General features: G+C 71.7%; 13 protein-coding genes. 12 read left to right on the forward strand and 1 reads right to left on the reverse strand.

Going from position 1 to position 13,742, the window contains the following annotated elements; all coding sequences use genetic code 11:
• The first annotated feature begins 72 nt into the window (after window positions 1-72).
• From ACIRA5_RS17685 to kynU, 7 genes are all read left to right on the forward strand, one after another.
• Entirely contained in the window at window positions 73-861 is a 789-nt protein-coding gene (locus ACIRA5_RS17685) for an aldose 1-epimerase (protein WP_403691651.1), read from the forward strand.
• Between the two features lie 10 nt (window positions 862-871).
• Window positions 872-1,420 carry an orotate phosphoribosyltransferase gene (pyrE, locus tag ACIRA5_RS17690; RefSeq protein WP_403691652.1) on the forward strand — a complete coding sequence of 183 codons (549 nt, stop codon included), beginning with the start codon at window positions 872-874 and terminating at the stop codon, window positions 1,418-1,420.
• A gap of 184 nt (window positions 1,421-1,604) precedes the next feature.
• Entirely contained in the window at window positions 1,605-2,627 is a 1,023-nt protein-coding gene (gene fbaA / locus ACIRA5_RS17695; protein ID WP_403691654.1) for a class II fructose-bisphosphate aldolase, read from the forward strand.
• A gap of 104 nt (window positions 2,628-2,731) precedes the next feature.
• Window positions 2,732-4,249, forward strand: a complete 1,518-nt coding sequence (locus ACIRA5_RS17700; RefSeq protein WP_403691655.1) for an MFS transporter — start codon at window positions 2,732-2,734, stop codon at window positions 4,247-4,249.
• A gap of 101 nt (window positions 4,250-4,350) precedes the next feature.
• On the forward strand, window positions 4,351-4,764 hold the full coding sequence (locus ACIRA5_RS17705) for a DUF3151 domain-containing protein (RefSeq protein ID WP_352051432.1): 414 nt from the start codon (window positions 4,351-4,353) through the stop codon (window positions 4,762-4,764).
• Between the two features lie 170 nt (window positions 4,765-4,934).
• On the forward strand, window positions 4,935-5,783 hold the full coding sequence (locus ACIRA5_RS17710) for a tryptophan 2,3-dioxygenase family protein (protein WP_403691657.1): 849 nt from the start codon (window positions 4,935-4,937) through the stop codon (window positions 5,781-5,783).
• Window positions 5,776-7,026, forward strand: coding sequence for a kynureninase (kynU, locus tag ACIRA5_RS17715; protein WP_403691658.1), 1,251 nt, complete (start codon window positions 5,776-5,778; stop codon window positions 7,024-7,026). Before ACIRA5_RS17710 ends, kynU begins: the two co-directional genes overlap by 8 nt.
• Before the next feature lie 157 nt (window positions 7,027-7,183).
• Here the strand turns inward: kynU and ACIRA5_RS17720 are convergent, their stop codons facing one another.
• The gene (locus ACIRA5_RS17720; RefSeq protein WP_403691660.1) at window positions 7,184-7,840 is read right to left on the reverse strand and encodes a TetR/AcrR family transcriptional regulator; all 657 of its coding nucleotides are present in this window, start codon (window positions 7,838-7,840) and stop codon (window positions 7,184-7,186) included.
• A 184-nt stretch (window positions 7,841-8,024) separates the two neighbouring features.
• Here ACIRA5_RS17720 and ACIRA5_RS17725 point away from each other — a divergent pair, with 184 nt between their 5' ends.
• The 5 genes from ACIRA5_RS17725 (at window position 8,025) to ACIRA5_RS17745 (ending at window position 13,729) form a co-directional block, all read left to right on the forward strand.
• The gene (locus tag ACIRA5_RS17725) at window positions 8,025-8,903 is read left to right on the forward strand and encodes an alpha/beta hydrolase (protein WP_403691662.1); all 879 of its coding nucleotides are present in this window, start codon (window positions 8,025-8,027) and stop codon (window positions 8,901-8,903) included.
• A gap of 395 nt (window positions 8,904-9,298) precedes the next feature.
• Window positions 9,299-10,285 (forward strand): alpha/beta hydrolase, encoded by a 987-nt coding sequence (locus tag ACIRA5_RS17730; protein ID WP_403691931.1) that lies wholly within the window; start codon window positions 9,299-9,301, stop codon window positions 10,283-10,285.
• Between the two features lie 172 nt (window positions 10,286-10,457).
• Window positions 10,458-11,636 (forward strand): acyltransferase, encoded by a 1,179-nt coding sequence (locus ACIRA5_RS17735; RefSeq protein ID WP_403691933.1) that lies wholly within the window; start codon window positions 10,458-10,460, stop codon window positions 11,634-11,636.
• A gap of 9 nt (window positions 11,637-11,645) precedes the next feature.
• Window positions 11,646-13,058, forward strand: a complete 1,413-nt coding sequence (locus tag ACIRA5_RS17740) for a sensor histidine kinase (protein WP_403691663.1) — start codon at window positions 11,646-11,648, stop codon at window positions 13,056-13,058.
• On the forward strand, window positions 13,055-13,729 hold the full coding sequence (locus ACIRA5_RS17745; protein ID WP_054231356.1) for a response regulator transcription factor: 675 nt from the start codon (window positions 13,055-13,057) through the stop codon (window positions 13,727-13,729). The genes ACIRA5_RS17740 and ACIRA5_RS17745 overlap by 4 nt, the downstream gene beginning before the upstream one ends.
• Window positions 13,730-13,742: the final 13 nt, after the last annotated feature.

Raw genomic sequence — 13,742 nt, forward strand, 5'->3', positions numbered from 1 at the left:
CCCGGGGGTCGGGAGGGGACGGACAGGGGCGGCGGGGGCGAACAGAGAATCCGGCCCAGTAGGGTCAACTGCGTGAGTAACGAAGACATCACGCTGACCGCGGGCGACGCGGAAGTGACCGTCACACCCGGCAACGGCGGACGGATCGGCAGTCTACGAATCGGCGACGCCGAACTACTGCGGCAGGGCCAGAAGTTCGGCTGCTTCCCGATGGTCCCGTGGTGCGGAAGAATCCGCGACGGCCGCTTCCTGGACGGCGCCACCATCCAGCAGATGCCGCTCAACGCCCCACCGCACGCCATCCACGGCACCGCCCGGGACAGCGCCTGGCGCACCGCCCGCACCGGCAAGTCCGAGGCTGTGATCACGTACGACCTCGTGGCCCCCTGGCCCCACCCCGGCCGCGTCACCCAGCTCTTCACCCTGACCGAGGACGCCTTCACGGTCACCATGTCCGTGGAGACGTACGAGGACTCGTTCCCCGCGCAGGTCGGCTGGCACCCGTGGTTCAACAGGAACCTCGGCCAAGAAGACGTCCAGGTCGACTTCACCCCGGCCTGGCAGGAGGAACGCGGCGAGGACCACCTGCCGACCGGCCACCGCATCGAGCCGAAGCCCAGCCCCTGGGACGACTGCTTCGGCATGCCCGGCGGCGTCGACGTCACGCTCACCTGGCCGGGGCAGTTGGAGCTGAAGGTCGCCAGCAGGCAGGAGTGGGTGGTGGTGTACGACGAGCAGGAGGCCGCCGTCTGCGTCGAGCCGCAGACCGGCCCGCCCAACGGGCTGAACACCCACCCGCGCCTGGTCACCCCCATCGACCCGCTCGAGGCGACCATGACCTGGAGCTGGCGGCGCCTCTAAGCTGGCGGACATGAGTGACGTACGCGGCGCGCTGCTGCAGCAGATCAAGGACAAGGCCGTGGTGCACGGCAAGGTGACCCTTTCGTCGGGCAAGGAAGCCGACTACTACATCGACCTTCGCCGGATCACGCTCGACGGTGTGGCCGCGCCGCTGGTCGGTCAGGTCATGCTCGACCTGACCGACGAACTCGACTACGAGGCCGTCGGCGGCCTGACCCTCGGAGCGGACCCGGTCGCGACCTCGATGCTGCACGCCTCCGCCGCGCGCGGGAAGACGCTGGACGCCTTCGTCGTGCGCAAGGTCGGCAAGGCCCACGGCCTCCAGCGTCGCATCGAGGGTGCCGAGGTCAAGGGACGCCGTGTCCTGGCGGTCGAGGACACCTCCACCACCGGTGGCTCGGTGCTGACCGCGGTGGAGGCGCTGCGCGAAGCCGGTGCCGAGGTCGTCGCCGTGGCCACGATCGTGGACCGGGACACCGGTGCCGCCGAGGCGGTCGCCGAGCAGGCCGGAGTGCCGTACCTCTTCGCCTACTCCAAGACGGATCTCGGCCTGGACTAGGGCCCGGCACGGGACCCCGCGGAACTCGGGGTCCCGTATCCCGGACAGGGTGTCTGGAGCATCCGGCCAAGTCTGGAAAGATGGGGCCGACGATGACGTCGCCCCCCTAGGTCAGGGCCGTAAGCACCAGTCCCGTCGTGCCGCAGCAGCGGTACGCAGACCCGCACATACAAGGAGCGGACAGATGCCCATCGCAACCCCCGAGGTCTACAACGAGATGCTCGACCGGGCGAAGGCAGGCAAGTTCGCCTACCCGGCCATCAACGTGACCTCCTCCCAGACCCTGCACGCTGCTCTGCGCGGCTTCGCGGAGGCGGAGAGCGACGGCATCATCCAGATGTCCACCGGTGGTGCGGAGTTCCTCGGCGGCCAGCACAAGAAGGACATGGTGACCGGCGCCGTCGCGCTCGCCGAGTTCGCGCACATCGTCGCCGCCAAGTACGACATCACCGTCGCGCTGCACACGGACCACTGCCCCAAGGACAAGCTGGACACGTACGTACGTCCGCTGCTCGACATCTCCGCCGAGCGCGTCGCCAAGGGCAAGAACCCGCTGTTCCAGTCGCACATGTGGGACGGCTCCGCCGAGACCCTCGCCGACAACCTGGCCATCGCCCAGGAGCTGCTCGCCAAGGCCGCCGCCGCGAAGATCATCCTCGAGGTCGAGATCACCCCGACCGGCGGTGAGGAGGACGGCGTCAGCCACGAGATCAACGACTCCCTCTACACCACCGTCGACGACGCGCTGCGCACTGCCGAGGCGCTCGGCCTGGGCGAGAAGGGCCGCTACCTGCTGGCCGCGTCCTTCGGCAACGTGCACGGCGTCTACAAGCCGGGCAACGTCGTCCTGCGCCCCGACCTCCTGAAGGAGCTGAACGACGGCGTCGCCGCCAAGTACGGCAAGCCGTCCCCGTTCGACTTCGTCTTCCACGGCGGCTCCGGCTCCACGGCCGAGGAGATCGCCACCGCGCTGGAGAACGGCGTCGTGAAGATGAACCTCGACACCGACACCCAGTACGCCTTCACGCGCCCCGTCGCGGACCACATGTTCAAGAACTACGACGGTGTCCTGAAGGTCGACGGCGAGGTCGGCTCCAAGAAGACCTACGACCCGCGCACCTGGGGCAAGCTCGCCGAGGCGGGCATGGCGGGGCGGGTCACCGAGGCGTGCGAGATGCTGCGCTCCGCGGGCAACAAGCTCAAGTAGTCACCCGGGTTCCCCCGGTCGCTACCCGGGTTGCCCCGGTCAGGACCGTACGAGTAAGGGCTCGGCACCCCCACGGTGCCGGGCCCTTCCGTATGCTCCGAAGTATGGCTGTGCCTCTGCGGAAAACATCGGGCGAGGGAGCGGGGCCGGGTCCCGATGTGCGGATCTCCAGTCCCACCGGCAAGTGGATCCTGCTGACCACCGTCCTCGGCTCCAGCATGGCCATGCTGGACTCGACGGTCGTCAACGTCGCGCTGCCCACGATCGGCCGTGACCTGGGCACGGGCCTCGCGGCACTCCAGTGGACCGTGAACGCGTACATGCTGACCCTCGCGGGCCTGATCCTGCTCGGCGGGTCACTCGGCGACCGCTTCGGACGGCGCAAGATCTTCGTGCTCGGCGTGGTGTGGTTCGCCTCCGCCTCGCTGCTGTGCGGCCTCGCGCCCACCGGCGGCGTACTGATCGCGGCCCGCGCCCTGCAGGGCATCGGCGGAGCCCTGCTCACCCCCGGTTCGCTCGCGATCATCCAGGCGTCCTTCCACCCGGACGACCGTGCCAGGGCCGTCGGCCTGTGGTCGGGCTTCGGTGGCGTCGGCGCGGCGGTCGGCCCGTTCCTGGGCGGCTGGCTGGTGGACGGTCCCGGCTGGCGCTGGGTCTTCCTGCTCAACGTTCCGGTGGCGCTGATCTGCGCCCCCATCGCCGTGCGCCACGTCCCCGAGTCGTCCGACGGCCGTGCGCACGGCCGGGGCTTCGACGTCCTGGGCGCCGTCCTCGGCGCCCTGGCGCTCGCCCTGGTGACGTACGCCCTGATCGAGGCCACGAGCGGTTCCGTACTGGTCTGGGTGTCGGCGGTCGGGGGCGTGGCGGCCGGTGTGGCCTTCGTGTACGTCGAGCGGCGCCGGCCCGACCCGATGATGCCGCCGGACATCTTCTCGTCGCGGCAGTTCACGGCCGTCAACCTCGTCACGCTGTGCGTGTACGCGGCCTTCGGCGGCTTCTTCTTCCTGACCGCGCTCCAGCTCCAGGTCGTGGCGGGCTATTCGGCCCTGGGCGCCGGTACGGCACTGCTGCCCACGACCGTCCTGATGCTGCTCTTCTCCGCCCGCTCCGGCGAGCTCGCCCAGCGCATCGGCCCGCGCATCCCGCTCACCGTCGGCCCGCTGCTGTGTGCGACGGGCATGCTGCTCATGCTGCGGGTGGGCCCGCACGCCTCGTACCTCGGCGATGTGCTTCCCGCGCTGGTGGTGATGGGCGCGGGCATGGTGACCCTGGTCGCGCCCCTGACCGCGACCGTCCTCGCCTCCGTGGACGCCGGGCGGGCGGGCCTGGCCAGCGGGATCAACAACGCGGCGGCCCGCGCGGCCGGACTGATCGCGGTGGCCGCGCTGCCCCTGCTGACCGGGATGGGCCCGGAGGCGTACCGCTCGGCGGACGCCTTCAACGCCGCCTTCCGGCGTGCGATGCCCCTGTGCGCCGGGGTGCTGGTCGTCGGGGCGGTGCTGGCCTTCACCACCGTGCGCCGCCCGGCCCCCGACTGCCGGCACCCCCAGTGCCGTACGCACGGCTGTGTGACGTCCCCGCCACTGGAGCCTTCGCGCCCGCGCCCGCCCCAGCCCGAGTGAGACCGGGAGGCGGGGCCGCCCGCCGTGGCTGCGGGGCGGCTGCTCGGGCACCGGGTACCCCGTACGGCACAACCCCCGGAGGGTGCCGCAGACTGGAACGTATGACGATTCACGAGAACCTCCTCGGGGGCCCGCCCCCGACTCACCTCCCCGACGACCCGCAGCCGCGCGAGCTCCTCGCGAACGGCACGGCGCCCGCGGACGTCGCCGCCAAGTACCCCACCTCCTCGCTCGCCTGGGCCCAGCTGGCCGACGACGCGTTCGAGCGAGGCAGTGTCGTCGAGTCGTACGCATACGCCCGTACGGGCTACCACCGCGGCCTGGACTCCCTGCGCCGGGGCGGCTGGAAGGGCCACGGCCCGGTGCCCTGGGAGCACGAGCCCAACCGCGGCTTCCTGCGCGCCCTGCACGCCCTCGCCCGCGCCGCGCAGACGATCGGCGAGCAGGAGGAGTACGAGCGCTGCAGCCAGTTCCTGAAGGACTCCTCGCCGACGGCGGCGCAGACGCTGGGCTGAGTCCTCCCAGGATGTACTCGCAGGTCATATGGGTCCGCCCGGTCGATGTGACCGGGCGGACCTTGCGGTTTCGGGTGACCATTGTGGAGGATGCCCGGTGGGGACCGGGGCCCCCGTGTCGAAAACGGCAGGGGCGGACCGCTACCCGGAGTACGCATCAGGAGACAGCGATGTCGTCCCAGCAGGCTCAGCCCGTCGAGGCTCAGGAGCCCGAGACCCCGCATCTCGACTTCCAAGGAACGACCCCGTACGAGGACTACGTCCAGGCGGACGTTCTGACCCACCTCCAGCACACCCTCTCCGACGACCCCGGAGAGATGGTCTTCCTGGTCACCACCCAGGTCATGGAGCTGTGGTTCACGGTCATCGTCCACGAGTGGGAGACCGCGGCGAACGCGCTCCGCGAGGACCGGGTGCCGGTCGCGGTGGCCGCGCTGAAGCGGTCCGTACGGGAGCTGGAGGCGCTGAACGCCTCCTGGCGGCCCCTCGCCCAGCTCACCCCCGCCCAGTTCAACTCGTACCGCTCGGCCCTCGGCGAGGGATCCGGCTTCCAGTCCGCGATGTACCGCCGGATGGAGTTCCTGCTCGGCGAGAAGTCCGCGTCCATGCTGGTCCCGCACCGGGGCGCGCCGCGCGTGCATGCGGAACTGGAGAAGGCACTGCACGAACCGAGCCTCTACGACGAGGTCCTGAGGCTGCTGGCGCGCCGCGGGCACGCGGTCCCCGAGTCCGTGCTCGTCCGGGACGTGTCCCGGCGTTACGAGTCCTCGGCGGAGGTGGAGGCGGTGTGGACGGCCCTGTACGCGGGCGACGAGCACGACGAACTCGCCCGCCTCGGTGAGGCGTTGACGGACGTCGCCGAACTGGTGTGGCGATGGCGCAACGACCATCTCGTCGCGACGCGCCGCGCGATGGGCGCGAAGACGGGCACGGGTGGCTCCGCCGGGGTGGCGTGGCTGGAGAAGCGGGCGCAGAAGAACGTGTTCCCCGAGCTGTGGACGGCGAGGTCTCATGTCTGAGCGGTCTGAACTGCGGTCTGAACCGCGGTCTGAACTGGGTATCTCCGAGCGGTCCGACCTGGGTGTCAGGGCCGCCGAGCTGGACGCGTCCGACGAACTCGCCAAAACGCGCGCACAGTTCGTCCTGGACGACGTGGTGTACCTCGACGGGAACTCGCTCGGCGCGCTCCCGGCGTCGGTCCCCGGCCGGGTCGACGACGTCGTACGCCGCCAGTGGGGCGAAATGCGCATCCGCTCCTGGGAGGAGAGCGGCTGGTGGACGGCACCGGAACGGATCGGCGACCGCATCGCGCCGCTGGTCGGAGCGGCCCCCGGCCAGATCGTGGTGGGCGACTCCACGAGCGTGAACGTCTTCAAGGCCCTGGTGGGAGCGGTCCGCCTGGCCGCCCTGACCTCCGACGGGCGTGACGAGATCATCGTCGACGCGACGACGTTCCCGACGGACGGCTACATCGCGGCGTCCGCGGCCCGCCTGACAGGCTGCGAACTGCGCCCCCTGGATCCGGCGGACGTCCCCTCCGCACTGGGCCCCCGCACAGCGGCGGTCCTCCTGAACCACGTCGACTACCGCACCGGCCGTCTGCACGACCTCCCGGCCCTCACCTCCGCGATCCACGACGCGGGCGCCCTGGCGGTCTGGGACCTGTGCCACAGTGCCGGGGCACTGCCGGTGGACCTCGACACCCACGGGGTCGACCTGGCCGTCGGCTGCACATACAAGTACCTGAACGGAGGCCCGGGCTCACCGGCGTACCTCTACGTCCGCGCCGACCTCCAGCCCCGTTTCGACTCTCCGCTCCCCGGCTGGAACTCCCACGCCGACCCCTTCGGCATGAGCCCCGCCTACGAACCGGCCCCCGGCGCCCTGCGGGGCCGCGTCGGCACTCCGGACATCCTCTCCATGCTGGCCCTGGAGGCCGCGCTGGAGGTGTGGGAGGGCGTCTCGATCGACTCCGTCCGTGCCAAGTCCCTCGCCCTGACCGACTTCTTCCTGGAATGCGTCGAGGCGTACGTCCCCCGGGGGCGCGTCGAGTCCCTGACCCCATCCCACCACGCCGAACGCGGCAGCCAGGTCGCCCTGCGCTGCGCGGACGCGGGCGAGGTGATGAAGCGCCTGATCGAAGGGGGCGTCGTGGGCGACTTCCGCCACCCCGACGTCCTCCGCTTCGGCTTCACCCCCCTGTACGTGGGCTTCGGGGACGTGGAACGGGCGGCACGGGTGCTGGGGGAAACGGTGACCTGACGACGAGCGGTTCCCCGCACGGTGCGGAGGCGGAGCCCCGCGGGGGGTTCGGGGGCGGCAGCCCCGCGTGGGTTCGGGGTTGAAGGGGCGGAGCCCCTGGGATGGGACGGGTAGGGGCGGCGGGGGCGATCAACCCCCGGCCGACCCCCACGCCGGTTCACCCCCCGACGACGTACACCCCCGCCACCGCCGCAGCGAACGCCCCCTCCGCCGCCCGCTCAGCAGCCCCCTCGTCCGGCACCACCCCAACAGTCAGCAACGAGTAGTACAACGGCGCCGACACCGCCCGTACGACCATCGCCGCATCGGTCCCCACGGGCAACTCCCCCCGAGCCACCCCCTCCTCGACACACGGCACCCACTCACTCACCCGCACGTCATAGAACCGCCGCAACGCCTCCGCCGTACGCACATCGCACGTCGCCGCGGCGATCACGGCCCGAAACAACGCCCCCTGCCGAGGATCGGCCAGCGTCCGCCGCACCAACGCGGCGTTGGCCCGCAGATCACCGCGTACGGACCCGGTCTCCGTACGCGGCGACGACTGCTCCGCCATGTCGCTCAGCAGATCGGCGACGAGCCCCGTCACCGACCCCCACCGCCGGTACACCGTCGTCTTCCCGACCTCCGCCCGCCGCGCCACATCGGCGAGATCGAGATGCGCGAACCCCTCCTCGGCGAGTACGTCCCCCGCGGCACGCAACACGGCCGCACGAACCCGGGCGGTACGCCCGCCAGGACGTACGGTGCCGGGTACACCAGGACCTACGGTGCCGGACTCGCCACGACCCACGGTGCCGGACTCGGCGGACATGACGGACTCCTTAGCAATGCCGTTCAAGTAACCCACCCAGCGTAACGAAACACCAGATCCGTTTACCCCTCACCGAGCGTGACATCCGGGTGTAGACGCACGTCACGGGCCTGATACCGTCCCCGCCAACGGCCGAATTCACTCCTGGTCCGCCAAATCCGTTTCACCGCTGAGAGGTTGGAGCATGCCGGACGACGCCGCAGCACGGGACGCCGCCGAGGAGGCCTCGGCCTTCTCCCACCCGCCGGTCGACCCCGACGTCACCGCCACGTACGGCGACCATCCCGACCAGGTGATCGACTTCTACACCCCGCGCGAGCCCGACCCCGAGGTTCCCGCCCCGCTGGTGATCGTCCTGCACGGCGGCGCCTGGCGCGCCCCGTACGATCGCCGCCACATCACCCCGTTCGCGGACTTCCTGGCCCGCCGGGGCTTCGCCGTGGCCAACGTGGAGTACCGCCGGGGCGCCGCGATCCCCGCGCAGGGCGGCGAGGGCCCGGTCGCGGGCCGCTGGCCGGACACCTTCGACGACATCGCGGCCGCACTCGACGCGCTGCCGGCGCTCGCCCGCGAGCACCTGCCGAGGGCGGACCTCCGCCGCACGGTGATCACCGGCCACTCGGCCGGCGGCCACCTCGCCCTGTGGGCCGCCGCGCGTCACGTCCTGCCCGCCGACGCTCCTTGGCGCACCGATCGACCCGCCCCGCTGCGTGGTGTCGTGGCCCTCGCTCCGATCGCGGACTTCACGGTCGCCGAGAAACTGAACGTCTGCTCCGGCGCCTCCCGCCAACTCCTCGGCGGCGAGGCCAGGTTCGCGGAGCGGCTGCCGTACGCCGACCCGGCGTTCCTGCTCCCCACCGGCATCGCCACGACCCTCGTGCAGGGTCGCACCGACGTCATCGTTCCGGAGGCGGTCGCCGAGTCGTACGCGGAGGCGGCGGCCAGGGCGGGCGAGGTGGTCGGCCTGACGCTCCTGGAAGAAGTGGGCCACTTCCCGCTGATCGACCCGGCGGCGGACGCGTGCGCGGTGGTGGCCGAGGAGATCGCCCAACTGGCCTGGTAGCAGTCGGAGTCGCTCAGGGTCAGGGTCCCCCGGTCATACCCGTAGTACCTGAGAGCTACCTCCAAGATGAGCTCCCTGGCGGGACGCGAACGACACGTCATGATCCGTAACTTCCCATCCAGAGGCGCCCGATGAGCGGGCGGACCGGTGGGAAGGACGCCATGGAGCTCCGGGGGAAGCCGACCGCGGCGGGAAGGGCGAAAGCCAACCGAACAACACCACCTGATCCGGCTCTTGAGCGGCCCGGCCCACCTCAGCCGTCCAAGCCACCCAGGCCACCCAGGCCACTCGAGTCGGCCCTTTCGACCCCGTCGGCGCACTCGACCCACTCGACCCACTCGGCTCAACCGGGAGAGTCCCCGCCCCCCACCCCCCGTGCCCAAGTCCTCCGGCGCCTGAGCCGCACCCTGCTCGCCGCCCTGGTCACGGCCGCCGTGGTCGTCCCCGTCTCCGCAGCGGCCCGCCCCCGGATCCCCGCCCCGGCCCCCGCCGCCCTCGCCCCGCCGACGACAGCGACGCTGGACAAGGCATACACGGCGAACCGGGCGAACGCCGCGGAGGCGTCCCGCATGGCCGCCGCCCACGGCGACCACACCCGCGCCGCCGCGGACCATGCCCTGGCCGCCCCCTCCCGCCGCTTCCTCACCTTCGACGGCCGCGGCCAGGGACTGGCCGTCGAGGTCCTCGGCGACCTCGCCCACGCCGACCGCGTCGCGGTCCTGGTCCCGGGTTCCGACACGACCTTGGAGACCTACGGCCGCTTCCGAGCAGGAGCGGCAGCCCTCCAAGATCGCCTCAACAGCTTCAACAGCCTCGACGGTCGCCACGAAACCCACGGAGCCCTCGGATCCACCTCACGTCCGCATACGGCAGTCATCGCCTGGCTCGGCTACGAGACACCGGGCACGGTCAGCACCACGGTCCTGACGACCGGCCGCGCCGACGACGCGGGCCCGCCGCTGAAGCGGTTCATACGCGAACTGCGGGGCGTCGTCGGCGAGAAGGCGCACGTCTCCCTGCTGTGCCACTCGTACGGAACGGTCGTCTGCGGCCGCGCGGCACGCGGGCTGGACGTGGACGACATCGCCCTCATCGGCAGCCCGGGCACCGGCGCGGACTCCGTGTCGGCACTGCGCACCTCCGCCCGGATCTGGGCAGCCCGAGGCGCCGACGACTGGATCGTGAGCGTGCCGCACGTCCACGCCGATCTCTTCGGCACCACCGTCGGCTTCGGCGCCGACCCGGTGTCCCCGGCCTTCGGCGCCCGCGTCTTCGCGGCGGGCACCGGCGGCCACAGCGACTACTTCAAACCGGGCTCCGTGTCCTTGGACAACCTCGCCCGGATCGTCCTCGGAGACACCTCGGAGGTAACCCGTGCGTAAGTCGACGGTTCATGAAGAGGCAGCCACCCGCCGAACGACCCATCCAGAGGCGCCCTCACAGAGCGCACCGAAGCGACGCACACCCCCCTCCACCCCCACACCCTCCTCTACCCCCACACCCCCCTCCACCCCCACGCACACGGCCGCCGCCCTGCGCACCGCCACCCACGCCATCGGAGACGGCGCCCGCCGTATCGACGCCGCCACCCCCGCGGAGCGGGACCGCGCGGTTGACGCCCTGCGCGCCTTCGCGATCCTCGGCGTGGTCCTGGGCCACTGGCTGGTGACGGCCCTGGTCGCGGACGGCGGCGCGCTGCACACGGCGAGCCCGTTGCAGCACATGCCGTGGCTGGCCCCCATGTCCTGGGTCTTCCAGACGCTCGCGGTGTTCTTCCTGGTCGGCGGCCATGTGGCGACGAAGGGCTACGCGTCGGCGCGGGCGCGCGGCACGACGTACGGACAGTGGCTGCGCGCCCGCCTCACGCGGCTCTTCACACCCGTGGCCGCGGTACTGACTCTCTGGACGGTGGCCGCCGTCGGCCTCCTCGCGTCGGGCACGGGAGTCGGCACGGTCCACACCCTCGTCAAACTCGCCCTGTCCCCGCTGTGGTTCCTCCTGGTCTTCGCGGGACTGACCGCCGCGACGCCCCTGCTCACCCGGCTCAACCCGCTGTGGCCGCTGGCCGTCGTTCTCCACGTGGACCTGATGCGCTTCGGACTGGGCGGCCCGCCCTGGCTCGGCTGGGTGAACGTGGCGGCGGGCTGGATGGTCCCGTACACGCTGGGCGCGGCCTGGACGCGCGGCGAGTTGGACCGCCGGCGTGCGGGCTGGGTGCTGCTCCTGTGCGGCGCGGCGGCGACCGTGGTGCTGGTGACGTGGGCCGGCTACCCGGCGTCGATGGTCGGCGTCCCGGGTGCGGCGGTCTCGAACCTGAACCCGCCGACGCTGGCCGCGGTCACCTTCGGCATGGCCCAGTGCGGCCTCGCTCTTCTGCTGCGCGAGCCGTTGCGCCGGTGGTTGCGGCGCCCCCTGGCGTGGGCTGCGGTGGCCCTGGTCAATCTGTCGGCGATGACGATATTCCTCTGGCACCAGACGTCCATGATGGCGGTCACCGCCGTGGGCCTGCTGGTGGGAAGGCTGCCCGGTCTGCACATGGTTCCCGACGGTTGGGGCTGGGTGGTGGCCCGCCTCGCCTGGCTTCCGGTCTTCGCCTTCGCGCTCGGCGTCTGCTGGGTCGCCTTTCGCTCCTACGAGCAGGGCCCGCGCCGCCGGTCCGGCCGTCCCTCCCGGGTCGTCCGCGTCCACCGTCGTGGTGGTCCGGCGGGGTCGCGAACGGTCCGCCGTGCCTAGGGTGATCACGTGACCAGCGCCGAGCCGAGGCCCCCGGACAGCCAGCCGATCCGCGTCCTCCTGCGCGAGGTCCTCACCGACCTCGCGTCACCCTCGGCGGCCCCACTGCCCCCGCTGTCCCGGCCCCGTTGGCTGCGCTGGCTGCCGCACGTGGTGCTGTGCCTGATCGCGTTCGTGCTCGCACTCGAGGGCGTGGCCGAGCTCGACGAAACCTATCGACTCGGGGTCCCGCTGGGTGAGGCGACCGGGGCCGCACAGGGCGTGGCGCTCGCCCTCGCCCTGCGGCGGCCCGTGCCGGCGTGGTGGCTGTCGCTGGGCGCCACGCTCCTGGCCGCCGCCGGGGCCAGGTCGCACATGATGGCGGACATCCCGGCGTCGCGCCCCGACTGGCCGTGGAGTTCACCCGCGCTGATCGCGCAGGCCTTGGTGCTCTTCCTGCTGGCACTGCGGCTGCCCGCACGAGTGGCCATCGGCGCGCTGTCCGTGACCGCCCTGCTGACGTACGTCATGCAGGGCCTGGTCGGCGGGCAGCTGTACCACTCGACGGGGTTCCTGGCGGTCGTCGTCTTCGCCGCGGTGGTCCTCCTGGGCATCGCCCTGCGCGGCCGCCGCGAGGCCCGCACCCAACTCGTCGCACAGGCCTCGCAGACCGAGGAGGAGCGCGCCCGCCGCACGCTCCTCGAGGAGCGCAGCCGGATCGCGCGCGAGCTGCACGACGTGGTCGCCCACCACATGTCGGTCATCTCCATCCAGGCCCAGGTCGCCCCGCACCTGGTCGAGAACCCCTCCGACGAGCTGAAGGAGAACCTCGAGGGCATCCGGCACAACGCCCTGGAGGCGCTCACCGAACTGCGCCGCGTCCTCGGCGTGCTGCGCTCCGAGAACCCCGAGGACCCCTACGGCCTCGGTGCGGGCACCGGTGCCGCCCCCAACTCCCCGCAGCCCACGCTCGACCGCCTCGACGCCCTCGTCGAGAACACCCGCGCCGCCGGTCTCCAGGTCACCACGGAGATCACCGGCGAGCAGCTCCCACTGCCGCCCGGCGTGGAGCTGTCGGCGTACCGGATCATCCAGGAGGCGCTGAGCAACGCCCTGCGGCACGCGCCCGGTTCGGCGGTCCGCGTCGAGCTGTGGCACTTCCCGCGCGGGCTTCAGGTGCGGGTGATCAACTCCAGACCCGAGCGTCCCGCCCCGCCGTCCCCGGGCGCGGGGCACGGGCTGCTCGGCATGCGGGAGCGCGCCGCGATGCTGGGCGGCACCCTCGTGACCTCCGAGACCTCGCACGGCGGATTCGTGGTGGCGGCCTTCCTGCCCCGCGACGGCGCGGTCACGGGCAACGCCCCTTCCACCGACCTTTCACCTTCCCCTTCCCCTTCCACCGACGTCGATCGTTCAGGCCGCACAGGAGACGAGAGCCCATGACGAGCAGCACCATCCGCGTACTGATCGCCGATGACCAGCAGATGGTCCGCCAGGGTTTCACCGTGCTGCTCAACACCCAGCCCGACATCGAGGTGGTCGGCCAGGCGGTCGACGGGCTGGACGCGATCGCCAAGGTCGCCGAACTCGCCCCGGACGTCGTGCTGATGGACATCCGCATGCCCGAGCTCGGCGGCATCGACGCGACCCGACGCATCACCGGCGAGACCCCGCACATCAAGGTGCTGGTGCTCACCACCTTCGACCTCGACGAGTACGTGTACGAGGCGCTGCGGGCCGGCGCCTCAGGGTTCCTGCTCAAGGACGCGTCCGCCGACCAGCTGGCCGAGGCGGTACGGGTGGTGGCGGCGGGCGACGCGCTGCTCGCCCCCGGGATCACGCGCCGTCTCATCGCCGAGTTCTCCCGCCTGGACTCCACACCCCGCGCCCCGCTCAAGCAGCGCGTGGGCGAGTTGACCGAGCGGGAGACGGAGGTGCTGGCCCTCATCGCGCAGGGCCTGTCGAACGCGGAGATCGCCGAGCGCCTGGTCGTCGCCGAGCAGACCGTGAAGACCCATGTGGGCCGCATCCTGGTGAAGCTGGGCCTGCGCGACCGCACCCAGGCCGCGGTCTTCGCCTACGAGTCGGGCCTGGTGCGCCCGTCCGGCTACTGAGCCCGGGGGATAC

Source organism: Streptomyces sp. NPDC096311 (genome assembly GCF_044763085.1).
In the GTDB taxonomy this organism is placed as follows: domain Bacteria; phylum Actinomycetota; class Actinomycetes; order Streptomycetales; family Streptomycetaceae; genus Streptomyces.